The sequence below is a fragment of the Roseococcus sp. genome, from assembly GCF_965227005.1.
Taxonomy (GTDB): domain Bacteria; phylum Pseudomonadota; class Alphaproteobacteria; order Acetobacterales; family Acetobacteraceae; genus Roseococcus.
On record NZ_CBDDFJ010000011.1, the window covers coordinates 1 to 21,741 of the forward strand.

At 66.3% G+C, this 21,741-nt stretch carries 16 protein-coding genes; 11 read left to right on the plus strand and 5 right to left on the minus strand.

Going from position 1 to position 21,741, the window contains the following annotated elements:
• Positions 1 to 116: 116 nt before the first annotated feature.
• Positions 117 to 2,288, plus strand: a complete 2,172-nt coding sequence (locus tag ACO057_RS05290) for a GGDEF/EAL domain-containing response regulator (protein ID WP_421989361.1) — start codon at positions 117 to 119, stop codon at positions 2,286 to 2,288.
• A complete protein-coding gene (locus ACO057_RS05295) occupies positions 2,272 to 4,773 on the plus strand; it encodes an ATP-binding protein (protein WP_421989363.1) in 2,502 nt (833 codons plus the stop codon). Before ACO057_RS05290 ends, ACO057_RS05295 begins: the two co-directional genes overlap by 17 nt.
• Positions 4,774 to 4,821: 48 nt before the next feature.
• Here ACO057_RS05295 and ACO057_RS05300 read toward each other — a convergent pair whose 3' ends face one another.
• The 4 genes from ACO057_RS05300 to ACO057_RS05315 all read right to left on the minus strand — a co-directional run bounded on the left by ACO057_RS05300 (position 4,822) and on the right by ACO057_RS05315 (position 8,675).
• A complete protein-coding gene (locus tag ACO057_RS05300; RefSeq protein WP_421989365.1) occupies positions 4,822 to 5,775 on the minus strand; it encodes a crotonase/enoyl-CoA hydratase family protein in 954 nt (317 codons plus the stop codon).
• A 215-nt stretch (positions 5,776 to 5,990) separates the two neighbouring features.
• The gene (locus ACO057_RS05305; RefSeq protein ID WP_421989367.1) at positions 5,991 to 6,578 is read right to left on the minus strand and encodes an IMPACT family protein; all 588 of its coding nucleotides are present in this window, start codon (positions 6,576 to 6,578) and stop codon (positions 5,991 to 5,993) included.
• Positions 6,579 to 6,681: 103 nt separating this feature from the next.
• The gene (locus ACO057_RS05310; protein WP_421989369.1) at positions 6,682 to 8,016 is read right to left on the minus strand and encodes a sensor histidine kinase N-terminal domain-containing protein; all 1,335 of its coding nucleotides are present in this window, start codon (positions 8,014 to 8,016) and stop codon (positions 6,682 to 6,684) included.
• Positions 8,013 to 8,675 (minus strand): response regulator, encoded by a 663-nt coding sequence (locus ACO057_RS05315; RefSeq protein WP_421989371.1) that lies wholly within the window; start codon positions 8,673 to 8,675, stop codon positions 8,013 to 8,015. Before ACO057_RS05315 ends, ACO057_RS05310 begins: the two co-directional genes overlap by 4 nt.
• 98 nt (positions 8,676 to 8,773) lie before the next feature.
• On the opposite strand from ACO057_RS05315, the gene dsbD reads away from it, so the two are divergent.
• The 3 genes from dsbD (at position 8,774) to ACO057_RS05330 (ending at position 11,964) form a co-directional block, all read left to right on the plus strand.
• On the plus strand, positions 8,774 to 10,624 hold the full coding sequence (dsbD, locus tag ACO057_RS05320) for a protein-disulfide reductase DsbD (protein ID WP_421989373.1): 1,851 nt from the start codon (positions 8,774 to 8,776) through the stop codon (positions 10,622 to 10,624).
• Complete coding sequence (locus ACO057_RS05325; protein ID WP_421989375.1) at positions 10,621 to 11,247, plus strand: DsbA family protein; 627 nt, start codon at positions 10,621 to 10,623, stop codon at positions 11,245 to 11,247. The genes dsbD and ACO057_RS05325 overlap by 4 nt, the downstream gene beginning before the upstream one ends.
• 84 nt (positions 11,248 to 11,331) lie before the next feature.
• Positions 11,332 to 11,964: a L,D-transpeptidase gene (locus ACO057_RS05330; RefSeq protein WP_421989377.1), complete on the plus strand. Its 633-nt coding sequence runs from the start codon at positions 11,332 to 11,334 to the stop codon at positions 11,962 to 11,964.
• A gap of 53 nt (positions 11,965 to 12,017) precedes the next feature.
• Here ACO057_RS05330 and ACO057_RS05335 read toward each other — a convergent pair whose 3' ends face one another.
• Positions 12,018 to 12,722 (minus strand): GntR family transcriptional regulator, encoded by a 705-nt coding sequence (locus ACO057_RS05335; protein WP_421989379.1) that lies wholly within the window; start codon positions 12,720 to 12,722, stop codon positions 12,018 to 12,020.
• 519 nt (positions 12,723 to 13,241) lie between these two features.
• Between ACO057_RS05335 and ACO057_RS05340 the strand changes: the two genes are divergently transcribed.
• The 6 genes from ACO057_RS05340 to ACO057_RS05365 all read left to right on the plus strand — a co-directional run bounded on the left by ACO057_RS05340 (position 13,242) and on the right by ACO057_RS05365 (position 21,564).
• Positions 13,242 to 14,294, plus strand: a complete 1,053-nt coding sequence (locus tag ACO057_RS05340) for a TIM barrel protein (RefSeq protein ID WP_421989381.1) — start codon at positions 13,242 to 13,244, stop codon at positions 14,292 to 14,294.
• A 21-nt stretch (positions 14,295 to 14,315) separates the two neighbouring features.
• Positions 14,316 to 15,458, plus strand: a complete 1,143-nt coding sequence (locus tag ACO057_RS05345) for a Gfo/Idh/MocA family protein (RefSeq protein ID WP_421989383.1) — start codon at positions 14,316 to 14,318, stop codon at positions 15,456 to 15,458.
• Between the two features lie 14 nt (positions 15,459 to 15,472).
• Positions 15,473 to 17,965, plus strand: a complete 2,493-nt coding sequence (locus tag ACO057_RS05350) for an ATP-binding cassette domain-containing protein (RefSeq protein WP_421989532.1) — start codon at positions 15,473 to 15,475, stop codon at positions 17,963 to 17,965.
• Positions 17,966 to 18,008: 43 nt separating this feature from the next.
• A complete protein-coding gene (locus tag ACO057_RS05355) occupies positions 18,009 to 19,019 on the plus strand; it encodes a sugar ABC transporter substrate-binding protein (protein ID WP_354553917.1) in 1,011 nt (336 codons plus the stop codon).
• 94 nt (positions 19,020 to 19,113) lie between these two features.
• Complete coding sequence (locus ACO057_RS05360; protein ID WP_421989386.1) at positions 19,114 to 19,962, plus strand: sugar phosphate isomerase/epimerase family protein; 849 nt, start codon at positions 19,114 to 19,116, stop codon at positions 19,960 to 19,962.
• A 48-nt stretch (positions 19,963 to 20,010) separates the two neighbouring features.
• Complete coding sequence (locus ACO057_RS05365) at positions 20,011 to 21,564, plus strand: UxaA family hydrolase (protein ID WP_421989388.1); 1,554 nt, start codon at positions 20,011 to 20,013, stop codon at positions 21,562 to 21,564.
• Positions 21,565 to 21,741 lie beyond the last annotated feature (177 nt).

Genomic DNA, 21,741 nt, shown 5'->3' on the forward strand with positions numbered 1-21,741 from the left:
TCGACCCGACGCCCTCCGGCCGCCCTCAAGCAATTTTCAATGCTATACGGTCATCCCAGTTCAGCGTGCCAACGCTATCGCAAGAGGCCTTTTGTGTGTCCATGGCGCCAGCACTGATGCCCAAGATCCTCATCGTCGACGATAGCTCGACCAATCAGCGAATCTATTCGAAGCTGGCGCGTCAGCTGGAGACCGAGCTGGATATCCGCACATTTGGAAATCCGCGAAAGGCGCTCGAGTGGCTGGCGGAGAATACCGCCGATCTGATCATCACCGATTACAAGATGCCGACGATGTCGGGCGCCGACCTGACCGCCTCCATCCGCGCCGACGTGCGCAACTGGGATGTGCCGATCATCGTTATCACCGCCTATAGCGACCAGCAGTTCCGGGTCGAGGCGCTGGAGGCGGGGGCGACGGATTTTCTCCTCAGCCCGGTGGACCATGTCGAATTCCTCGCCCGGGCCAAGAATCTCCTCAGGCTCCGGGCGCAGCAGCTCCTGATCTCCAAGCGGGCCGACCTGTTGGAGATCAGCCTGCACGCCAAGGAGCGGCTGCTGCGCGAAAGCCGCGAGGCTTTGGCCCAGGTTATCGATACCGTGCCGGCGATGATCAACGCGACGGACCGCGACGGCCGCTGCGTCTTCGTCAACGCGCATCAGGCTGCCTTTTTCGGCAAGGCGCCGGGCGAGCTGGTGGGGAAGCCGATCGAGGCGCTTCTGGGCGAGGAGCGCGCTCACATCAGCCGCCGGCTCGACCAGCTGGTGCTCAAGACGGGGCGCGCCATCTCCCCGCGCCAGGAGGAAGTGCTGGCGCCCGATGGCGAGCCGCGCATCTACCTGACCAGCAAGGCGCCGCTTTATGACAGCTCGGGCGAGATCGCGAGCGTACTCTCGACATCGATCGACATCACCGAGCAACGCCATGCCGAGCGGCGGCTGCTGCACATCGCCAATCACGATTCGCTGACCGGGCTCCCTAACCGGCTGATGCTGCGCGACCGCCTGCGGCGCGAACTCGCGCGCGGCCGGCGCGGCGACCAGAATTTCGCCCTGCATTTCATCGACCTGGACCGCTTCAAGGCGGTCAACGACGCGCACGGCCATCATCGCGGCGACGAGTTGCTGCAGCGTGTCGCCGCGGCGCTTTGCGCGCTGGTGGACGAGGGGCACACGGTTGCCCGGCTCGGCGGCGACGAATTCGCGATCCTGCAGCCCGACATTGACGGGCCGGAGGATGCCGGCCGGTTGGCACAGTCGATCCTCGACCTGCTCAACAGCAAGGAGGACAGCCCGCTCGCGCTCAATATCGGCGCCAGCATCGGCGTCACCCTCGCGCCGCTGGATGGGACCGACCCGGACGAACTGCTTAAGAATTCGGACCAGGCCATGTATCTGGCCAAGTCGCTGGGCGGCGATACCTGGCGGTTCTTCGCAGCCGACATGCGGCCGCGCGCCAGCCAGACGGCCCATCTCGAGACCGAGTTGCGAGGTGCGCTGTCGCGCCGGGAATTCGTCCTGTTCTACCAGCCGCAGATCGATCTTCGCAGCGGCAAGGTCGTCGGCGCGGAAGCGCTGCTGCGCTGGCAGCATCCCGAGCGGGGGCTGCTGGCGCCCGGCTCCTTCCTGGGCCTTGCCGAGGAAACCGGCCTTATCCTGCCGATCAATGAGTGGGTGCTGAACGAGGCCTGCCGCCAGGGGGCGGTCTGGGAGGCGGAAGGGCTCGGCGATCTGCGCATCGCCGTCAACATGTCGCCGATCCAGTTCCGCCGCCAGGGCGTCGAAACCCTCGTCAAGGATGCGCTGCGTTCGAGCGGCATGCGGCCGACCCTGCTGGAGCTGGAGCTGACGGAAGGCATCCTGCTCGGCCATGACGAGCATATCGTCAAGCAGATGCATGTGCTGCGGTCGCTCGGCGTCACGCTCTCCGTCGACGATTTCGGCACCGGCTATTCGTCGCTGAGCTATCTGCGCAGCTTTCCGCTGCACCGCCTGAAGATCGACCGGTCCTTCGTCCAGGATCTGGGCAGCGATCCGAGCGCGCTCGCGATCGTGCGCACCATCATCGATCTCGGGCATATCCTGCATCTGCAGGTCCTCGCCGAAGGCGTCGAAACCGAGCCTCAGTTGCAGCTTCTGCGTCTCGAAGGATGCGACGAGGTACAGGGATACCATTTCAGCGGACCGATTCCGGCCGATGCTTTCGTCGCCTGGGTGATGCAGCATGGCCAGGCGGGCTCCGGACCCTCGCACGGGGCGACGGAGAATGAGCATGCGCGCGCCGGATAGACTCGTTCAGGCGCTCACCGCACCCCTTCGTTGGATGGCTGCGCGGCTGCGGGACCGGCCCGATAGCGAACACGAGATGAGCTACAACCGGCTCGTCTTCGCCACGATCATCGTCATCGTCCTGCTGGTGAACGGGAGCAGCGACGACATCGGCTATGCGCTCGATGTCATGGCGCTCTACATCCCGCTCGCGCTCGGGGTGCTAGGCCACATCCTGCTCTATCCCGGCGTCTCGCGCGGGCGGCGCTTCTTCGCGCTCGTTATGGATTGCGGCTTCCTCTCCTGGCAGCTGCATCTGGGCGGCGAAGTCGCGGCGCTGTTCTTTCCGATCTATCTCTGGGTCATCTTCGGCAACGGTTTCCGCTTCGGCCTGACCTCGCTGGCCATTGCCATACCCGTGGCGACCCTCTGTTTCGGGACGGTCGTGCTGACCACGCCGTTCTGGTTCAATCGCTGGCATCTTTCCATGGGCCTGCTGGCCGGCCTGGTCATCCTGCCGGCCTATGCCGGTACGCTGATCCGCAAGCTGTCGCAGGCAACCCAGGCGGCCGAGGAGGCGAGCCAGGCGAAAAGCCTGTTCCTTGCCAGCGTCAGCCATGAGCTGCGGACCCCGCTCACCGCAATCGTTGGTATGACGGGGTTGCTGCGGGCCAGCCCGCTCGTCGCCGAGCAGCGCGACATGGTCGAGACCGTCGATGTCGCGAGCCGTTCGCTGCAGTCGCTGATCAACAGCCTGCTCGACCTGTCGCGCATCGAGGCCGGCCGCATGCCGGTATCGAATGGCGAGATCGACCTGATCGCCCTGCTCGTCGATGCGCGCCGGCTGGTCGAGGCCCAGGTGCGCGAACGCGACCTGACCTTCGACATCTACGTCACGCCGCGTACGCCGCTGCGGCTGTTCGGCAGCCGCCAGCATTTGCACGAGATCCTGGTCAATCTGGTCGGCAACGCCGTGAAGTTCACACGCGAGGGCGGTGTGACGATCGCGGTCGACGGCCAGCCCGAGGAAGACGGCCGTTTCCGTCTGATCGTGGAGGTCACCGATAGCGGCATCGGCATCGCGCCGAAGGACCAGGATCGGATCTTCGAGGATTTCACCCAGGCCAATGCCAGTATCATGAACCGCTTCGGCGGCACCGGCCTCGGCCTGGCGATCGCACGGCGACTGGTGGAATTGCTGGGCGGGTCGATCTCGGTCGAAAGCGCCCTGGGCGAGGGGAGCACCTTCCGCTTCGACATCGTTGTGGCGACGCCAGTCGACGAGGGGCTTTCGGCGGAGGAGCCGTGGCGCGAGCGCGGCGTCGTGCTGGTCTGCCGCGATGTGGCGCCCCTCAACGACCTGATCGCCACGCTCTCTTCGCTCGGCGTGACACCGATCCTCGCCGATCCGCGCCAGGGACCGGCGAGGATGTTTCCGCCCGAAGCGTCCAACGCCATCCGGTTGCTGTTCGAGCCGGACAGCAAGAATCTCCCCCTGCCTTCTATCGGCGCGACGGGATCCTCGAAGGGCGTGCTGATCCAGCCCTGGGTGCCGCCGGGACTGCCGCCGCTGGCGACCCGGCAGCGTTGCTCGAGCCTGCTGTCGGAGCGTCCGACGCCGACGGAACTGCGCCGCGCGCTGACGGTCGCCAGCCGGCTGAACGCGCCGTCGCCGGCGGAAGCCGTCGCCGCGACGCCGCGCCCGATCCGGCCGAGCCGTCCGCGCCGCATTCTTCTGGCCGACGACAACCGCATCAACCAGCGCGTCTTCTCCCGCATCCTCGAGGCGGCGGGTCACTCCGTCCTGCTGGCCGAGACCGGAGACCAGGCGCTCGACCTGTTGGAGGAAAAGGCGGACCAGATCGACATCGTGCTGATGGACTTCAACATGCCCGACACGGACGGGCTGGAAGCGACCAAGCTCTACCGGGTCATGGCGACCGGCGACCGGCGGCTGCCCATTGTCGGCCTGACCGCCGATGCGACCGCGATGAACGACAGCCGCTGGCGCGATGCCGGCATGGATGACTGCCTGATCAAGCCGGTCGAACCCTCGGCGCTGCTGGCCGCCATCGACCGGATCACCGGCGACGAGCCGGACAAATCCGTCCGTTCCGAAACCCGGCTCACTCTGGTTCGCAACGCGGTACTGCCCAGCCTCGACGATCGGGCGGTCGAGCGCCTGCAGAGGCTTGGCAATGCGGAATTCGTGATCGAGCTGATGGAGGATTATCTGGCGGATGCCGAGATCATGCTGGAGAGGCTGATCAAGAGCGCCAGCCGGGGCGATCTCGAAGCATTCCGCAGCGACGATCATGCGCTGCAGAGTAGTTCTGCCAATATGGGAGCGGTGGCGCTCGGCGCCATCTGTGCGCCCTGGCGGAACCTGCGCGGCGACGAATTGCGCGCGGGCGCGGCGGAATTCACCCGGCAGGCCAAGGCCGAACTCAGGCGCACGCAAAAGGCCATGCGCGCCTATTCGGCGCGCGAAGCGGGTCTGGGATAGCCGAAGGGCGGCTGGCGATGCGCCCGCGGGCGCATCGCCAATCGGGCCTTATTCGGCAGCCACGAGCACGGGCACGTCCGGCTGCAGGCTTGCGAGACGGCGGTTCTGGGCCGAGCAGAGCCGATCCATCTTGCGCAGGTCCGCTTCGGTCAGGTTCAGCGCCGCTTCCGCCCAGATGTCGACCACGTCGATCAGCTCGGAGAGCGTGACGGGATTGACGCGCCGGCGGGCCCGGTACAGGGCGTGATGGGCGTTGTGCTTGCGGTTGTGACGCGCGATGTAGTCGAGCACGGCCGCCTGGCCCTGTCCGTCCTCGGCGAGCACATCCACCACGCCCATCTCATACAGTTCCTCGGCGGTGTGGATGCGGCCCGACAGGATCAGCGCTTCCGCCTTGTCCCGCGACATGCGACGCGACAGGAAGCTGTAGGCGCCCATGCCGGGGAACATGTTGAACAGGATTTCCGGCAGGCCCATCTTGGCGCTGCGTTCGGCCACGATCAGGTCGAAGGAAAGGGCATGCTCGAAGCCGCCGCCCAGCGCGTCGCCCTGGACCAGCGCCATCGTCACGACCGGGGCGTCGAACGCCACGGCATTGCGGTGGATGGCCTCGACGGCGACATGGCCATAATGGCGCATCGCCTTCAGGTCGCGGCTGCGGATGCGCTGGGCGAAATGGCCGAGATCGCCGCCCAGATTGTAGATGCCCGGCACGCCCGAGGCCATGACGAACCAGCCGAAGGGGGCTGCTTCCGGGCCGGAGAGGTTGGAGAAGGTCTGGGTGATCGCCTTCTGCATCCGGCTGATGTCGCCCATCAGTTCATGCGTATAGGAAGGCTTGCCCACCGGCTCCATGTAGCACCAGCAGGTGGCGTTGACCGTATCGATATCGAGATGAAGGTTGTCATAGCCGATATCGTGGATCGCCCGGGCGGCTTCCGCCGCCGTCTGGATCGCCGAGCCGGCGTTCGGGTTGGCGAAGGCGATGGGTTCGTGGGTCATGCGAAGGGAAGTCATCGTCAGTCTCCTTTTGCGTAAATGTTTGGGCCGTCGCGGGGGAGGATGCCGCAAGACCGCCACCATTACATTACGCTCAAGAAGGCCGATGAGAGCAGATCCTAGCGTGCGTTCGTTGCTGAAGTTTACGTCAGGTCGTGCTGCATCCCTGAACGGCAGGGGTATGAAGCTTTCGGGGCGCCGACGGAAGGGCGTTCGATCTAATCGGCGAGACGCATGGCGGCGCGGCCGCTGGTGAGGTCGGCGACCAACTGGCGCACGGCCTCGACATCGTCCTGCCGGATGGCGACGACGAGTTCGCCGCCCGTCTCGGTGAAGGTCTGCGACGTCACGCGGGTGGTGGGCCATGCCGCCAGCCGCGCCTGCAGCAGGGCCAGGTCGCCGAAGCCGCAAAGGATCGTCGCCTCCTGCGTCACGACCAGCGGCTGCTTCTCCGCCGCGCGCAGGCACGCCGCCGCCGTGCCGCCATAGGCGCGGATCAATCCGCCGCCGCCGAGCAGGATGCCGCCGAACCAGCGTGTCACCACGACGGCGACGCCGTCGAGCGACTGCCCCTCGATCGCCTGCAGGATCGGCTTGCCGGCCGTGCTGCTCGGTTCGCCATCGTCGCTGAAGCGATACTGCTGCCGGATCTTCCAGGCCCAGCAATTATGGTTTGCGGTAGGGTCGGAATTCGCCGCGATGAACGCCTTCGCGTCCGCCTCGTCGGATACGGGCCCCGCCACCGCGAGGAAGCGGCTCTTCTTGATTTCCTGCCGGAAAGTTTCGGATTTCAGAAGGGTGAACATCGCCGCCGCTCGTGCCTCGCCGATGCTTCCATGCAAAGCCCGGCGCCGAAGATCAAGGGCACCGCGTCCGTTTTGCCGCGACAGTTCCCTGCGGTGGCCGGTTTCACGAGCGCGGTAGGACGAAGGCTGCCTGCAGGCCGCTCCGGTCCTGCCGGTTGCTCAACACCAGTTCGACGCCGAGCCGGCGGGCGGCGATGGCGACGATGGTGAGGCCGAGGCCGGTTCCGGACGTGCTCTTGTGGCGGCCGCGATAGAAGCGCTGCGTCACCAGGGCCAGTTCCTCCTCGGGGATGCCCGGGCCCTGGTCGACGGCCATCACGCCCCGCCCGTCCGGTGTCGCGCACCAGCGGACGAGGCCGCCCTCCGGCATGTGGTGGATGGCGTTTTCATGCACGTTGCGCAGGGCCAGCATCCAGGTGTCGCGCGCGCCGGGCAAAGCCACCCCGGCCAATTCCGGATCGATCTCGACCCGGACATTGGCGGCGGGCGGCGGCGCGGTCGCGACGATTTCCGTCAGCAGGTCGCTGGCCTTGTGGGCGCCCTCGCGCGGGGAAGCGGTTTCGGCTTCCAGCCGGGTCAAAACCAGCAGCTGGCGGACGAGACGGGTCGTCCGGTCGACGGAGACGAGGATCTGCGACAAGGCGCGATCCCGCACCGCCGGATCGGCGGCCGCCCGCGCCACCTGCGCCTGCGTCTTGAGCCCCGCCAGCGGCGTGCGTAGTTCATGCGCCGCGAAGGCCGTGATCTCGCGCTCATGCCGGCGCGCCGCTTCGACCTTGTCGAACAGCACGTTAAGCGCGTGGGCGAGCGGCTGCACCTCGGCGGGCAGCCGGCTCGCGTCGAGCGGACGCATGTCCTCTGCGTCCCGCCCCTGTAGCTCCGTGGCCATGCTGCGAAGCGGCCGCAAGCCGCGCCCGAGGCTTGCCCAGGTCAGAAGCCCGAACAGCGGCAGTACCAGCAGCGCCGGCGCCAGCAGCCCGACGATCAGGTCGTTGACCAGCTTGTGGCGCAGGCCTATGCGGTCGCCCACCATGACGCGCACGCGCTTGACCGGATCCTGGATCGTGTAGACCCGCCAGGGTTCACCATCGACGATCCGGTCCGAATACCCATCGACGTTCTCGGCAAGCCGGGCGGCGGGTGCGCCGCTCGATCGGGCGACGAGTTGGCCGTCCAGCGACCAGATCTGGCAGGAGAGCTGGCGCTCATAGCCTTGTACTTCCGCCGGAAGCGCGGCGTTGAGAGCATCGACCGAGGCCGGCATGGTGTGGGCGTCGACGAGCGAATGCACCATCTTCGCCGCTTCCTGGAGCCGGGTGTCGAGCACATGCTCGAGTTCCGAGCGGCTGCCGATATAGATCCAGGCGCCGGCGCTCAGCCAGATCAGGCCGGTCGCGGCCACCAGGATGAAAAACAGCCGTCGCCGTAGCGAGGTCATGGCGTCGACCCCATGCGATAGCCGAGCCCGCGCACGGTCTCGATCGCGGTGCGGCCGATCTTGTTGCGCAGATTGTGGATGTGGACCTCGACCGCGTTGCTGTCGACCTCCTCCTGCCAGCCATAGAGCCGCTCCTCGATCTCGCCCCGCGAGCGGATCGTGCCCGGCCGTTCCATAAGCGCCGCCAGCACCGAGAATTCGCGCCGGGACAGGGAAATTGGCTCGCCGGCGACCGTGACGGAGAGCGTCGAGGGATCGAGCGAGATCGAGCCGGTTTGCATCAGGGGCGCGGCGCGTCCGGCATGCCGCCGTGCCGCCGCCCGGACCCGTGCGGCCAGTTCGTCGAGATCGAAGGGCTTGCCGATATAGTCGTCGGCGCCGCTGTCGAGACCCCGGATGCGGTCGGAGGTCTCGTCCTGCGCTGTGAGCAGAAGTACGGGGGTATCATCGCCTGCGCGGCGCATGTCGCGCAGAACGTCGAGGCCCGAACCGTCCGGCAGCATGAGGTCGAGCACGACGGCGTCGAATTGCGCAGTGGCGAGCGCGGCGCGCGCATCGGCGCAGCTCGCCACGCAATCGACCGTGACGAGGCCGAGCGCCAGGCCGACCTTCAGGCCGTCCGACAGGACTGGATCGTCTTCGACGACGAGAACGCGCATGCGGGGATCCTCTGCTTTCGCTCTCTATTCTCCGCGAGACTTAAGGCTGGCTTAAGGTGCTCATCCGATGGTGCGCCTCCATTCCGTACGGAGCCGCAATGTCGGGCAAGTTCTTCCTGTATCGCACGTTCCTGGCGCTTGGCGTTTTCGTCATGCTGCTGGGCGCCGTGGCAAGGGCGCAGACGCCCTTGCCGGCGGATGCCGCCTTTCGTCTTGCCGCCGAGCGCGATGCCGGCGGCCCGCTGCGGCTCGAATGGCAGATCGAGCCCGGATATTATCTCTATCGCGACCGGATCTCGGTCGCCGGCGACGACAAATCCATCGCCATCACAGCGCCGCCCGGCGAAACCAAGGATGATCCGAATTTCGGTCCGAGCGAGATCTATCGCGATCGCGTCTCCATCCCCCTTGAGGCTGCCTCCCTGCAGAGCGGGCAAGTGCGGGTCACCTATCAGGGCTGCGCCGAGGACAGCATCTGCTATCCGCCGGTGACGAAGGCGCTCGATCTCGCCACGCTGGCGCTGACGGATGTCGAGACGGGGCTTGGCTTTGGCACGCAAACCGCGTCGGTCGCTGCCGTCGCGCCGGCCGCTCCGGCCGAGACAGGCCTAGAAACGCCGCCGGTAAGCTCGCTGATGGCCGGCAGCCTGTTGCTGACGCTGCTGAGCTTTCTCGGATTTGGGCTGCTTTTGTCGCTGACGCCATGCGTCTTCCCGATGATCCCGATCCTGTCCGGCATGCTGGCGCGCGCGGGGGAGCACCTGTCCGCCCGACGCGGCTTCGTGCTTTCGAGCGCCTATGTCGGCGCCATGGCCCTGGCCTATGCCGTCCTCGGCCTCGCCGCCGCATGGTCGGGCCAGAACCTGCAGGTGGTGCTGCAGGCGCCCTGGGCGCTCGGCCTGATGGCGGCGGTGTTCGTCGCGCTCGCTCTGTCGATGTTCGGCCTGTTCGAACTGCAGGTGCCGGCGCGCTGGGCCGGATGGATCGCCGGCCGTACCGGGGGGCGGGCCGGATCGGTCGCGGGCGCCGCCGGTCTCGGCTTCGGCTCGGCCCTGATCGTCGGACCCTGCGTGACGCCGCCGCTCGCCGCTGCCCTTCTCTATGTGGCGCAGACAGGCGACGGCCTGCGCGGCGCGACCGCGCTATTCGCGCTCGGCCTCGGCATGGGGCTGCCGCTGATCGTCTTCGGCACCTTCGGCAGTCGGGTGCTTCCGAAATCCGGCCCTTGGCTGGTCCGGGTCAAGCAGGCTTTCGGCGTGGTCTTTCTGGGGCTTGCCGCCGTCTTGCTGCTGCGCGCGCTGCCGGAAGAATTCGAGCTGCCGGTCTGGGGCGCCGGGGCGCTGGGCGTCGCCGTGTTCCTCGGTGCCTTTGACGGCCTGACGGCTGCGACAGGCTGGATCCGTCGGCTGGAGAAGTCCGCCGGGCTGGCGCTTGCCATCTATGGCGCGACGATGATCGTCGGCTTTGCGGGCGGCGGCACGGATCCGCTGCGCCCGCTCGCTTTCCTCGCCGGGGCGGGGCCTGTTGTGGCCGTTGTGCCACAGACGCTGACCGTTCGCTCGGAAGCGGCGCTGGATCAGGCCTTGTCCGCGGCCAAGGCCGAGGGGCGCCCCATTCTCGTCTCGTTTACCGCAGACTGGTGCACCGTATGCAAATCGAACGACCGCGTTCTGGCGGAGCCCGGTCTTGCAGCCCCGCTTTCCGGCGTCACTTTCATCAAGGCCGATGTGACCCGGAACAGCGAAGACAGCCGTCGGCTCATGCAGCGCTTCGGCGTCGTCGGGCCGCCGACGATGTTCCTGCTCAGCGCCACCGGCTCGGAACTGGCCGGATCCCGCATGATCGGCGCGATTGCCGCCAACGACTTTACCCAGCGACTTGAGCGCGCCGTGTCTCCCGGCCGCCAAGCGCCCAAGGACAGCAGTTTTCCAGAATGGAGCCCTTCATGAACCGCCGCTTTTTCCTCGGAACCGCCGCGTGTCTTCTTGCCTCATCCGCGTTCGTTCTCGACGGCCTGCCGGCCATCGCCAAGGGCGTCGATGTCAACGCGGTCCTGAACGATCCCGAGGCGCCGACGGGCGGCAACCCCAAGGGCGATGTCACCATCGTCGCCTTCTTCGATTACAACTGCCCCTACTGCAAGACGTCGGCGGCCGACCTGGCGCGCGTCGTCAAGGAGGATGGCAAGATCCGCCTGGTCTACAAGGATTGGCCGATCCTGACCGAATCCTCCGTCCAGGGCGCGCAGTTCGCGCTGGCGGCCAACTACCAGGGCAAGTACGAGACGGCGCATCACGCGTTGATGGGCATTTCGGGCCGCGGCGTCACCGGCGACACGATGCTGGAGGCGATCCAGGCCTCCGGCGTCGACATGAAGCGGCTGCAGGCGGATTTGACCGCGCATGGACCGAAGATCTCGGCGCTGATGCAGCGCAACCTCGCCCAGGCCGAAGGCCTCGGCATGAACGGTACGCCCACCTACCTGATCGGTCCGTTCCGGGCCTCGACCCTCGACTATGACGGCTTCAAGGAAGCGGTCGCCGAAGCGCGCCGTCGGCAGGCTGCGAACTGATCCCGCCCCTCTCATCCCCTCTTCTTCGTGACCACTACGGAACCCCCAAGCATGTCCTTAAGCCTTCCCCCCTTCTTACGGCGGATGACGGTCGCCGTCCTGCTGCCGCTGGCGCTCGCCGCCTGCGCCTCGACTGGACGGGATTTCTCCGCCCCGCTGACGCCCGCGGTCGATCCGCAGGTGGCGCGCCATTACGCAGCGATCGAGACGGAGAAATTCCCGGTTCCGGCCGTGCCGCTCGACAAGTTGAAGCAGCGCAACATCCGCACGCAGGTCGACTATTCGACCGACCAGCCGCCGGGCACCATCATCGTCGACCCGCATGACCGCTATCTCTATCTGGTCCAGGAAGGCGGAAAGGCGATGCGCTATGGCGTCGGCGTCGGCAAAGCCGGACTGGAGTTCTCCGGCACCGCCAATGTCCAGTACAAGCGCCAGTGGCCGCGCTGGACCCCGACGCAGGACATGATCGCCCGCGCCCCGGAGATCAACCAGCAATGGGCGGGCGGCATGGAAGGCGGCCCGGAAAACCCGCTTGGCGCCCGCGCGCTCTATCTGTTCCAGGGCGGCAAGGACACGCTCTATCGCATCCACGGCACCAACCAGCCCTGGTCGATCGGCGAGGCGGTTTCGTCGGGCTGTATCCGGATGATGAACCAGGACGTGATCGACCTCTACGGCCGGGTTCCCGACGGCTCGAAGGTCGTGGTGCTCTAGGCCGACGGGGCTCTTCCGGTGGAGGAGCCCCGCGTCCGCTTCGTTCGAGCGCGCTAGCCTTCCGGCGGATCCAGCATGTCGCCGAGCAGGCTCAGCGTGTTGCGCAGCGACGTGTCGAGATGGACGCGCATCGCCTCCATGGCCTGCTGCGCGTCGCGCGCGGCGAGCGCCGTCAGGATCGCCTGGTGCTGGGCAATCGTCGTGGCGCCGTAGCCGGGCCTCGGCAGCGCCAGATAGCGCCCGCGATCCATCTGCGCCTTCGAGATGTCGACGGCGCGCCACAGCATCGAGAGATTGTTGATCTCGGCGATATAGCGGTGGAACTGGTCGTCGAGCCGGATGGCATCGGTGTAGCGCTTGCGGCCGATCGCGGTCTGGTGCTGGCCGACAATGTCTTCCAGTTCCTCGAGATGGAACGGACCGATCTTCGCCGCCGCCCTCCGCACGCTCTCGACCTCGAGCGCGTTGCGGATGACGTAGGCTTCCTCGATCGCGTCGCGCGAGAGCGCTGCGACGAAAGTGCCGGTCTGGGCGTAGACGTTGATCAGGCCCTCGTCGCTCAGCCGCTTCACCGCCTCGCGGACCGGCGTGCGCGAGACGCCCAGCTGCTCGGCGATCTCGACCTCGTTGACGGATTGGCCGGGCCGCAATTGCCCGATGATGATCAGCGTGCGGACGACCTGATAGATCTGGTCGCGCAGCGGCGATTTGCGGTCGAGGTTGACCAGCTGCAATTGCAGTAATGCCGCGTCGGCCACCCGCTTGGATCCTCTTCCAGAATTCTCCGACGGCCGTTGGCCGAAGCCTGTGCCGACCGTGGGGCAAGCGGCAGCGCGTCCATGTCCCACACCCCCGCCTTCGTTACTGTTATATTACTCTCCCGCCGCCCCGCAAGCGCAGCTGCCTCGGGCACGAGGGGCCGAAACGTCCGCGCCGGTTCTCCGGGAGCGGCGAGAAGCCAGCCGTTGTCAGCGATATGGCAGAAAAAACCGGACAGCAAACTCAAGAATTCGATCTTCCCCAACGTGCCCAACCATGCGTTGAACTCCGCTTGACACGTTACACTAATATAACAGAGAGTGCCGTTGCGTTCCGGCCAATAGAGGTAATGGTTGGAGCGCGCAGGGGAGGAGACCCTCGCGGCGTGGCGCAATCTGAACGGAGTCCGATGGGGCTGCCGGCGGAGAGGTGCGCCTGCATGGCGAGCGCGTTGCCTCCCCCGCATGCAGGTGGACCATCGCCGCCGACGGGGCGGGTCCGATAGGGAGGAAGAGCACATGGCGGATCCGAACAACTATCCGAAGCTGCACAACGCCGCGTGGCCGGGCGTCGTCGGCAAGGGCGGCGAAGGCGGCGAGCCCGTCATTCCGCTGGACACGCTGCTGGAGCTGACCGCCAAGGCGGACGTCGGCGGACAGAAGTTCGACGGCATCGATCTCTGGCTGGCCGATCCGCACCTGTCGATCGACAGCGACAAGGACCAGGTCAAGCGCATGGTCGACCATATTGCGGGCTATGGCCTGAAGGTCGGCTCGTTTGTGGCGCCGATCTGGGCGGGCGCCGGCGGCGGTTCGGCGATGGGCTCGGCCGAGGAGCGCAAGCGCTTCGTCTCGCAGGTCCGCAAGGCGGCTGCGATCGGCGCGCAGATGCGCGAACTGGGCATCCGCCCGACCGGCGGCATCCGGATCGATTCCTCGACCGGCGTCGCCGATTGGGACAAGGATCCGGTCGGCAACACCAAGATCATCGCCGAGACGTTCCGCGAGGCCGGTAAGGCGGCGCAGGATCATGGCGAGTTCCTCGTCGCCGAGGGCGAGATCTGCTGGGGCGGCATGCAGTCCTGGCGCGAGAATGTCCGCCTGCTGGAAGAGGTCAACATGCCCGGGATCGTCGGCTACCAGGCCGACATGGCGCATTCGATGCTGTTCACGCTTGGCTACAACGCCGAGCAGGATCGCCTGCTTCCCGAGGGCTATGACTGGCAGGACCGCTCGGTGCTTGACGCGGCCTACAAGAAGGTGGCCGACGCGCTGCGGCCCTGGACCTATGATTTCCACGTCGCCCAGAATGACGGCACCGTTTTCGGCTCCGGCGACCACGAGAAGACCGGCCGCCACGTCCAGGTCTCCGACCCGAACGGCAAGCTCGACGTCACCAAGCATGCCGGCTACTGGCTGCGCGACGACAGCGGCAACCTGACCAAGAAGATGCGCCACATCGCCTGGGACGGCTGCATGTTCCCCAATTCCGTGATGACGGCGCAGCAGACCTGGAACGACGTTCTGGGCGCGATGATCAAGGTGCGCGACGCCCATGGCTGGCGCGAATAACGGCTTCAGGGATCCTCATAAATGACCAAGAAAAAGCTGAACATCGGTCTGGTCGGCGCCGGCTTCATGGGCCGCACCCATTCCAACGCCTTCCGCCAGGTCGGCCAGTTCTTCAACAGCGAGTATGAGCCCGTCCTGAAGGCGATCGCCACGCGCAACGCCAAGGGCGCGGCCGATTTCGCCGGGAACTGGGGCTTTGAGAGCTCCGAGAGCGACTGGCGCAGGCTGATCGAGCGCGACGATATCGACCTGATCGATATTGCCAGCCCGAACGATACGCATGCCGAGATCGCTATCGCGGCGGCGCAGGCCGGCAAGATGGTGATGTGCGAGAAGCCGCTCGGCCGCAACGCTGCCGAGGCCGAGAAGATGGTCGAGGCCGTCGAAGCGGCCGGCGTCGCCAACATGGTCTGGTACAATTATCGCCGCGTGCCGGCCGTGACCTTGGCCAAGCAGATGATCGAGGAGGGCCGGCTGGGCCGGATCTTCCATTATCGCGCCAAGTTCCTGCAGGACTGGACGATCTCGGCCGACGTGCCGCAGGGCGGCATGGGCACCTGGCGCCTGGACGCCAGCGTCGCCGGCAGCGGCGTCACCGGCGACCTGCTCGCCCACTGCATCGATACCGCGATCTGGCTGAATGGCGGCATCGACAGCGTCACGGCGGCGACGGAAACCTTCGTCAAGCAGCGCTCGCATGCGGTCAGCGGAAAGGTCGAAGAGGTCAAGATCGACGACGCCAGCGCCTTCCTCGCCCGCTTCCATAACGGCTCGCTCGCGACCTTCGAGGCGACCCGCTACGCCCGTGGCCACAAGGCGCTCTACACGCTCGAGATCAATGGCGAGAAGGGGTCGATCGCCTGGGACCTGCACGACCTGCATCGGCTGTCCTATTTCGATTACAGCGACGAGGGCCATCTGCGCGGCTGGCGCTCGATCCACATCACCGATGGCGACCACCCCTATATGAGCCAGTGGTGGGTGCCGGGCCTGCAGATCGGCTACGAGCACAGCTTCATCCATCAGGCCGCCGATTTCCTCTCCGGCCTCGCCTCCGGCACGCCGGCTGCACCGACCTTCCGCGAGGCGCTCCGCACCGACTACGTCACCGACGCCGTGCTGGCCTCGGCGAAGTCGGGCCGCTGGGAAGCGGTCCAAGGCTGAGCGGCACCACGGCCATGACCCCCGATTCACCGCTCGCGATCCAGGTACAGGGCGTGACCAAGAGCTTTCTGGGTCAGCGCGCGCTGGATGACGTCGATTTCGAGGTTGCGCGCGGCGAGGTGCATGGCCTGGTCGGCAAGAACGGCGCTGGCAAGTCGACCTTCATGAAGATCCTGTCGGGCGCGCAGCCGCCCGACAGCGGCGAGATCATTGTCGGCGGCACCGCCTTCAAAGCGCTCAATCCAGCCGAGGGCCGGGCAGCCGGCATCGCCATCGTCTACCAGAACCCGGAACTGCATCTCGATCTCTCGGTCGCCGCCAACATTTTCCTCGGGGCCGAGCCGCGCAAGGCTTTCGGCATCCTCGATGACAAGGCGATGGCGGCGCGGGCGACCGAGCTGCTGGGCCGGCTCGGGCTCGATTTGCCCGTCAACCAGCGGCTCGGCGACCTCGACATCGCCGATCGGCAGCAGGTGGCGATCGCCAAGGCGGTGCGCGAAAAGGCGCATGTGCTGCTGCTCGACGAACCGACGGCGGCGCTCAACAAGGCGCAGGCCGAGTTCCTGTTCCGGCTGATCCGCGACCTCGCCAAACAGGGCATGGCTGTGGTCTACGTCTCGCACCACCTCGACGAGGTGCTGGCGATCTCGGACCGCATCACCGTGCTGCGCAACGGCCGCAAGGTGGCCCTGGTCGAGGGCAGGAGCGCCGACAAGGACGGGCTGATCTCGATGATCGTCGGGCGGACGCTCGACGCGGTCGAGACTCACCGCAGCGTCCGTCCCAGGACGGAACCGTTCCTGGTGATGGACGGGGTTTCCAGCGCGGGCGGTCTCGACAATGTCTCGCTCGAGGTGGCCAAGGGCGAAATTGTTGGGCTGACCGGGCTGATCGGCGGTGGCGCCAATGCGCTGGCCGCCGTGATCGGCGGGCTCGACCATCGCCATGTCGCGGGCAGCATGTCGCTCGGCGGCGAGCCCTATGCACCGCGCGCCGTGCGCGAGGCGATTGCCCGGGGCGTGCTGTTCATCCCGGAGGACATGCGCGGGCGCGGGCTGGTGATGAGCCTGTCGATCGCCAAGAACATCTCGCTCGCGGCGCTTCGGCGTCTCTCCAGGATGGGCTGGCTCAAGCTTGCGCGGGAGACCGGCGTCGCGACCGAAATGTCCGAACGGCTCGACCTCAATCCACGCGCGCCGAGCCGCGAGGTCCGCTTCCTGAGCGGTGGCAACCAGCGCAAGGCGCTGCTCGGCCGCGCCATCTTCGCCGATGGCCAGCTCTTCGTGCTCGAAGAGCCGACCCAGGGCGTCGATGTGGAGTCGCAGCGGCAGATCCACGACCATCTGCGCAGCCTCGCCAACAAGGGCGCGACCATCGTCTTCGTGTCGACGGACCTCGAAGAACTGATCGCGCTCGCGGATCGAATTCTCGTTCTTCGGAATGGCCGCATCGAGCAGGCCCTGTCGCCGGATCGGCTCGATCCCGAGCGCCCTGCTCTCCGCCATCCAGACCCAAAGCACCCGGAGCGTAAACTGATGTCTTCTCCCGCCGCAACGGCTGCCAAGCCGGCCACCCGAAAGCTCGGCGCGCTCCGTGGACAGGATCTCGGCCGCTACACGCTGCTGATTGTGCTCCTGCTTATCGTGGTGGTGACCGCGATCGGCAATCCGCGCTTCCTGTCCGTGAACAACCTGCTGAACATCCTGTTTCAGGTGTCGGCGCTCGGCATCGTCGCCTCGGGCCAGACCATCCTGCTGATTGCCGGCGGGCTGGATCTTTCGGTCGGCGCGGCGCTGTCGGTCGCCGGCCTCGCCACGGCACTCACCATCATGCACACCGGCTCGGTCGCGCTCGGCATTCTTGCCGGCGTGGTCGCCGGTTGCGTGATCGGCGCCATCAACGGCATGCTGGTCGCGACCAACCGCGCCACGCCCTTCATCATCACGCTCGGCATGATGACCTTCCTGCAGGGCGTCGCCATCCTGATGTCGGGCGGCAGCCCGATCAATGGTACCGGCGCCCTGTTCGACGTCTTCGGCCTCGGCGATTTCCTCGGCGTGCCCTGGCCGGTCTACGCCATGTTCCTCGCCATCCTCGTGATGTTCCTGATCCTGCGCTTCACCACGCTCGGCCGCTATGCCTTCGCCATTGGCGGCAATGAGGAAGCGGCGCGGCTTTCCGGCATTCCGGTGCGGCGCATCAAGATCGCGCTTTATGCGCTGAGCGGCCTCTTTGTCGGCGTCGCCGGCGTCATCCTCACCGGCGTTCTCGATTCCGGCCTGCCCAGCATGGGCACGGGCTACGAGCTTCGCGCGATCGCGGCCGTGGTCATCGGCGGCACGCCGCTGATCGGCGGGCGGGGAACGGTGCTCGGCACGCTGGGCGGCGTCCTGCTGCTCGGGCTGGTGAGCAACAGCATGAACCTTCTCGGCGTCGGCGCGAATTTCCAGAGCGCCGTGCTGGGATTGATCATAACGGCGGCGGTCCTGCTGCAGAAAAAAGCCTAACCGGCACGCCGCTTCAGGGACATTGCAACGGAGGAGACGAGCAATGAATATCACGAGGAGAGCCCTCGCCGTGCTGGCGCTGGGAACCGCCATCCTGGCGCCGAGCCTGTCGCAGGCAGCGGAGAAAACCATCGCCTTCATGCGCGGCGGTCCGGATCCCTATTACCAGTACGGCATGAACGCGGCCCAGGCCGCCGCCGACAAGCTCGGCGTCAAGCTGATCACCTATTCCGCGAATAACGACCCGACCCAGGAACTCGCCAACGTCCAGGACGCGATCACCAAGGGCGTTGACGGCATCCTGATCTATGCCGTGTCGCTTTCCTCGGAAAAGGCCGCCATCGCCCAGGCCAAGAAGGCCGGCGTGCCGATCTTCTTCCAGTATGGCTACGACCCGTCGATCCTGGCGGATTCGGCCGGCATCATGCAGATCGATCTCTACCGGTTCGGTGAGCCCGTCGGCGAGGCGATCGGCAAGCTGCTGCCGGAGGGCGAATACGCCACCATCACCGGCAAGCTCGGCCGCGGCGACGCGGAAGCCTTCGTGCAGTCGTTCAAGAATGGCATCGCTAAGTCCGGCTCCAAGGCGGTCAGCGTTGCCGACCTCGCGGCCGACTGGGACCGCCAGAAAGCCATGGACGCCGCTTCGCAGATCCTGGCGGCGCATCCGAACGTCAAGGCGATCTATGCCGCCAATGACGACATGGCCGTCGGCGTCGCCATCGCCATCGAGCGTGCCGGCAAGACCGGCCAGATCCTGATCGGCGGCAACAATGGCGCGCCCTATGGCGTCGAACTGATCGAGAAGGGCCAGATGACCCTGACCGGCAGCAACCCGCCCTCGATCGCCTCGGTCCATGCGCTGCGCCTGCTGCTCGGCGTCATCGACGGTTCGGTCAAGCCGGGCCAGTTCTACTACGCGCCGAGCCAGGTGATCACCAAGGACAATCTGGCCGATGCCGCGCCCTGGGATGCAAAGCCTGAAATGGTGACCAAGTGGCTGGAAGAGCCGCTGCCGCAGGGCGCAGCGCCGCCGGTCCCGCCAACCAACTGATGCGTTGCGGCCGGTGGCCCCTCGGGTCCGCCGGCCCCTCCCGGACGGGGGCATCGCGCCGCCGACCTGCCGGATGCGAACCAGGACATTCTCGATGAAGATCGGCTTCAATCTCCTGCTCTGGACGGCGCATGTCGAACCGCGACATTGGCCGATCCTCGAGGATTTGAAACGCTGCGGCTATGACGGCGTCGAGATCCCAATCTTCGAAGGCACGCCCGAGCACTATGCCGAACTCGGTCGCGAACTCGACCGGCTGGGGCTGGAGCGTACGGTGATTTCGCTGTTTCCAGGCGTCGAGATGAACCCGCTCGGCGCCGATGCCGCGCAGCAGCAGGCCGCCCGCCGGCACGTGGCCTGGATCCTCGAATGCTCGTCAGCATTGGGCGCCAAGGTCGTCGGTGGCCCGCTGCATTCGACGCTCGGCCATTTCTCCGGCGACGCGCCGACCTTCGATGAACGGCAGCGCGCCATCGCTTTCCACCGCGACGCTGGCGACATGGCGCGCGCCAAGGGCATCACGCTGGTGCTGGAGGCGGTCAATCGCTTCGAATGCTATTTCGTCAACACCATGCACGACCTGAACGATTACCTCGCCGCCGTCGCTCACCCGAACGTTGCTGGCATGTACGATACCTTCCACGCCAATATCGAGGAGAAGGACCCGATCGCCGCCGTGGCTGCCATCGCGCCGCATCTGGCGCATGTGCATGTCTCGGAGAACGATCGCGGCACGCCGGGCAAGGGTCATATCGATTTCGCCAGCACCTTCAAGGCGTTGAAGCAGGCCGATTATGACGGCTGGATCACGATCGAGGCGTTCGGACGGTCGATGCCGCTGCTGGCGGCGGCGACGCGGATCTGGCGCGATCTCTTCCCGGCCGCCACCGAAGTCTACAGCGACGGCTTCACGCTCATTCGCGATGGCTGGCGTTCAGCCTGAGGCCCCCGCAACAGCGGCCGCCCGTTTGGCCGCGATAGGATCGAACCCATGAACGAGGCAGCCCCCCTTCCGGCCCAGCCGCGCACGCTTCTCCTCCATGGCGAGGACAACATCGCCGTGGCGCTTGGCAATCTCGATGTCGGCATGATGACGGCGCAGGGTGTCACCATCATCCGGCGCGTGCCGCGCGGGCACAAGTTCGCCATTCGTCCGGTCGCGGCCGGCGAGCCGATCCGCAAATTCGGCCAGATCATCGGCTTCGCCAAGATGGACATCGCCCCCGGCGACTGGGTGCATGAGCACAATTGCGGTATCGGCGAAGAGCATGGCGCTTTCGAGCGCGACTACGCCTTCAGCGAAGGCGTGGTGCCGACCCAGTTTGTGCCGAAGGAATTCCAGGCGACGTTCCAGGGCTTTCGTCGCGCCAATGGCAAGGTCGGCACGCGCAACTATGTCGGCATCCTCACCTCGGTGAATTGCTCGACGACGGTGGCCGGCTTCATCGCCACCGAGATCGAGCGCTCCGGCATTCTCAACGACTATCCGAACATCGACGGCATCGTCGCGCTTAAGCAGGCCAATGGCTGCGTGATCGACTATCGCGGCGTGATCTTCGACACGCTGAAGCGCACGACCTGGGGCTATGCCACCAACCCGAATATGGGCGGCGTCGTCATGGTCGGCCTCGGCTGCGAGGGCTTCCAGATCCCGCGTTTCAAGGATGCCTATAACATCCAGGAGAGCGAGACTTTCCGCACCATGACCATCCAGGAAGTCGGCGGCACCAGGAAGACGGTCGATGCCGGCGTCGAGGCGGTCAAGGCGATGTTGCCGATCGTCAATTCGGTGAAGCGCGAGACAGTGCCGGCGAGCGAACTGATGCTCGCGTTGCAATGCGGCGGTTCCGACGGCTATTCCGGCATCACCGCCAACCCGGCATTGGGCGTCGCCGCCGACATCCTCGTGCGCAATGGCGGCACCGCCATTCTCTCCGAGACGCCGGAGATCTACGGCGCCGAGCATCTGCTCACCCGACGCGCCGTGTCGCGCGAGGTCGGCCAGAAGCTGGTCGACATCATCCACTGGTGGGAGGACTACGCCGAACGTAACCTCATGGAGATGAACAACAATCCGTCGCCGGGCAACAAGCAGGGCGGCCTCACGACCATTCTGGAGAAGTCGCTGGGCGCCGCTGCGAAGGGCGGCACCTCGCCGCTGACGGCTGTCTATGGCTATGCCGAGCCGGTGACCGAGAAGGGATTCGTGTTCATGGATACGCCGGGCTACGACCCTGTTTCGGCGACGGGGCAGGTGGCGGGCGGCGCCAACATCCTCTGCTTCACCACCGGCCGCGGCTCGGCCTATGGCTGCAAGCCGACGCCGTCGATCAAGATCGCCACCAATTCCGAGATCTACGCCAAGATGATCGACGACATGGACATCAATGGCGGCGACGTGCTCGACGGCAAGTCACTCGAGACCAAGGGGCAGGAGATCTTCGACCGGATCCTCGAGGTCGCTTCCGGCGACAAGAGCAAGTCGGAACTGCTCGGCTATGGCGACAATGAATTCGTGCCGTGGCAAATCGGCGCGACGTTCTAGGGGCGTTAACCCGTCTCTCGGAGGCGAGATTTGTTAGCCTCCTGTTAACCCTATGCTCCCTGCGCGAGCCGCCTCGCGCCACCGCATTTCCAGACCCGAGGGGAGGGGCCGGTCCGGTCCGTTCCAGCCTTCACCGGCCGGAGCGGGCCGGGCTGTCGCAAACCCCGAAGCCACCCA

Bases quoted from the DNA above. Each gene is read 5' to 3' on its own strand.
- ACO057_RS05305 (WP_421989367.1), bottom strand. From the start codon at position 6,578: ATGTTCACCCTTCTGAAATCCGAAACTTTCCGGCAGGAAATCAAGAAG.
- ACO057_RS05300 (WP_421989365.1), bottom strand. From the start codon at position 5,775: ATGACCCACGAACCCATCGCCTTCGCCAACCCGAACGCCGGCTCGGCG.
- ACO057_RS05350 (WP_421989532.1), top strand. From the start codon at position 15,473: ATGACCCCCGATTCACCGCTCGCGATCCAGGTACAGGGCGTGACCAAG.
- ACO057_RS05340 (WP_421989381.1), top strand. From the start codon at position 13,242: ATGGCGGATCCGAACAACTATCCGAAGCTGCACAACGCCGCGTGGCCG.
- ACO057_RS05295 (WP_421989363.1), top strand. From the start codon at position 2,272: ATGCGCGCGCCGGATAGACTCGTTCAGGCGCTCACCGCACCCCTTCGT.
- ACO057_RS05315 (WP_421989371.1), bottom strand. From the start codon at position 8,675: ATGCGCGTTCTCGTCGTCGAAGACGATCCAGTCCTGTCGGACGGCCTG.
- ACO057_RS05330 (WP_421989377.1), top strand. From the start codon at position 11,332: ATGACGGTCGCCGTCCTGCTGCCGCTGGCGCTCGCCGCCTGCGCCTCG.
- ACO057_RS05360 (WP_421989386.1), top strand. From the start codon at position 19,114: ATGAAGATCGGCTTCAATCTCCTGCTCTGGACGGCGCATGTCGAACCG.
- ACO057_RS05355 (WP_354553917.1), top strand. From the start codon at position 18,009: ATGAATATCACGAGGAGAGCCCTCGCCGTGCTGGCGCTGGGAACCGCC.
- dsbD (WP_421989373.1), top strand. From the start codon at position 8,774: ATGTCGGGCAAGTTCTTCCTGTATCGCACGTTCCTGGCGCTTGGCGTT.
- ACO057_RS05290 (WP_421989361.1), top strand. From the start codon at position 117: ATGCCCAAGATCCTCATCGTCGACGATAGCTCGACCAATCAGCGAATC.
- ACO057_RS05365 (WP_421989388.1), top strand. From the start codon at position 20,011: ATGAACGAGGCAGCCCCCCTTCCGGCCCAGCCGCGCACGCTTCTCCTC.
- ACO057_RS05325 (WP_421989375.1), top strand. From the start codon at position 10,621: ATGAACCGCCGCTTTTTCCTCGGAACCGCCGCGTGTCTTCTTGCCTCA.
- ACO057_RS05345 (WP_421989383.1), top strand. From the start codon at position 14,316: ATGACCAAGAAAAAGCTGAACATCGGTCTGGTCGGCGCCGGCTTCATG.
- ACO057_RS05310 (WP_421989369.1), bottom strand. From the start codon at position 8,016: ATGACCTCGCTACGGCGACGGCTGTTTTTCATCCTGGTGGCCGCGACC.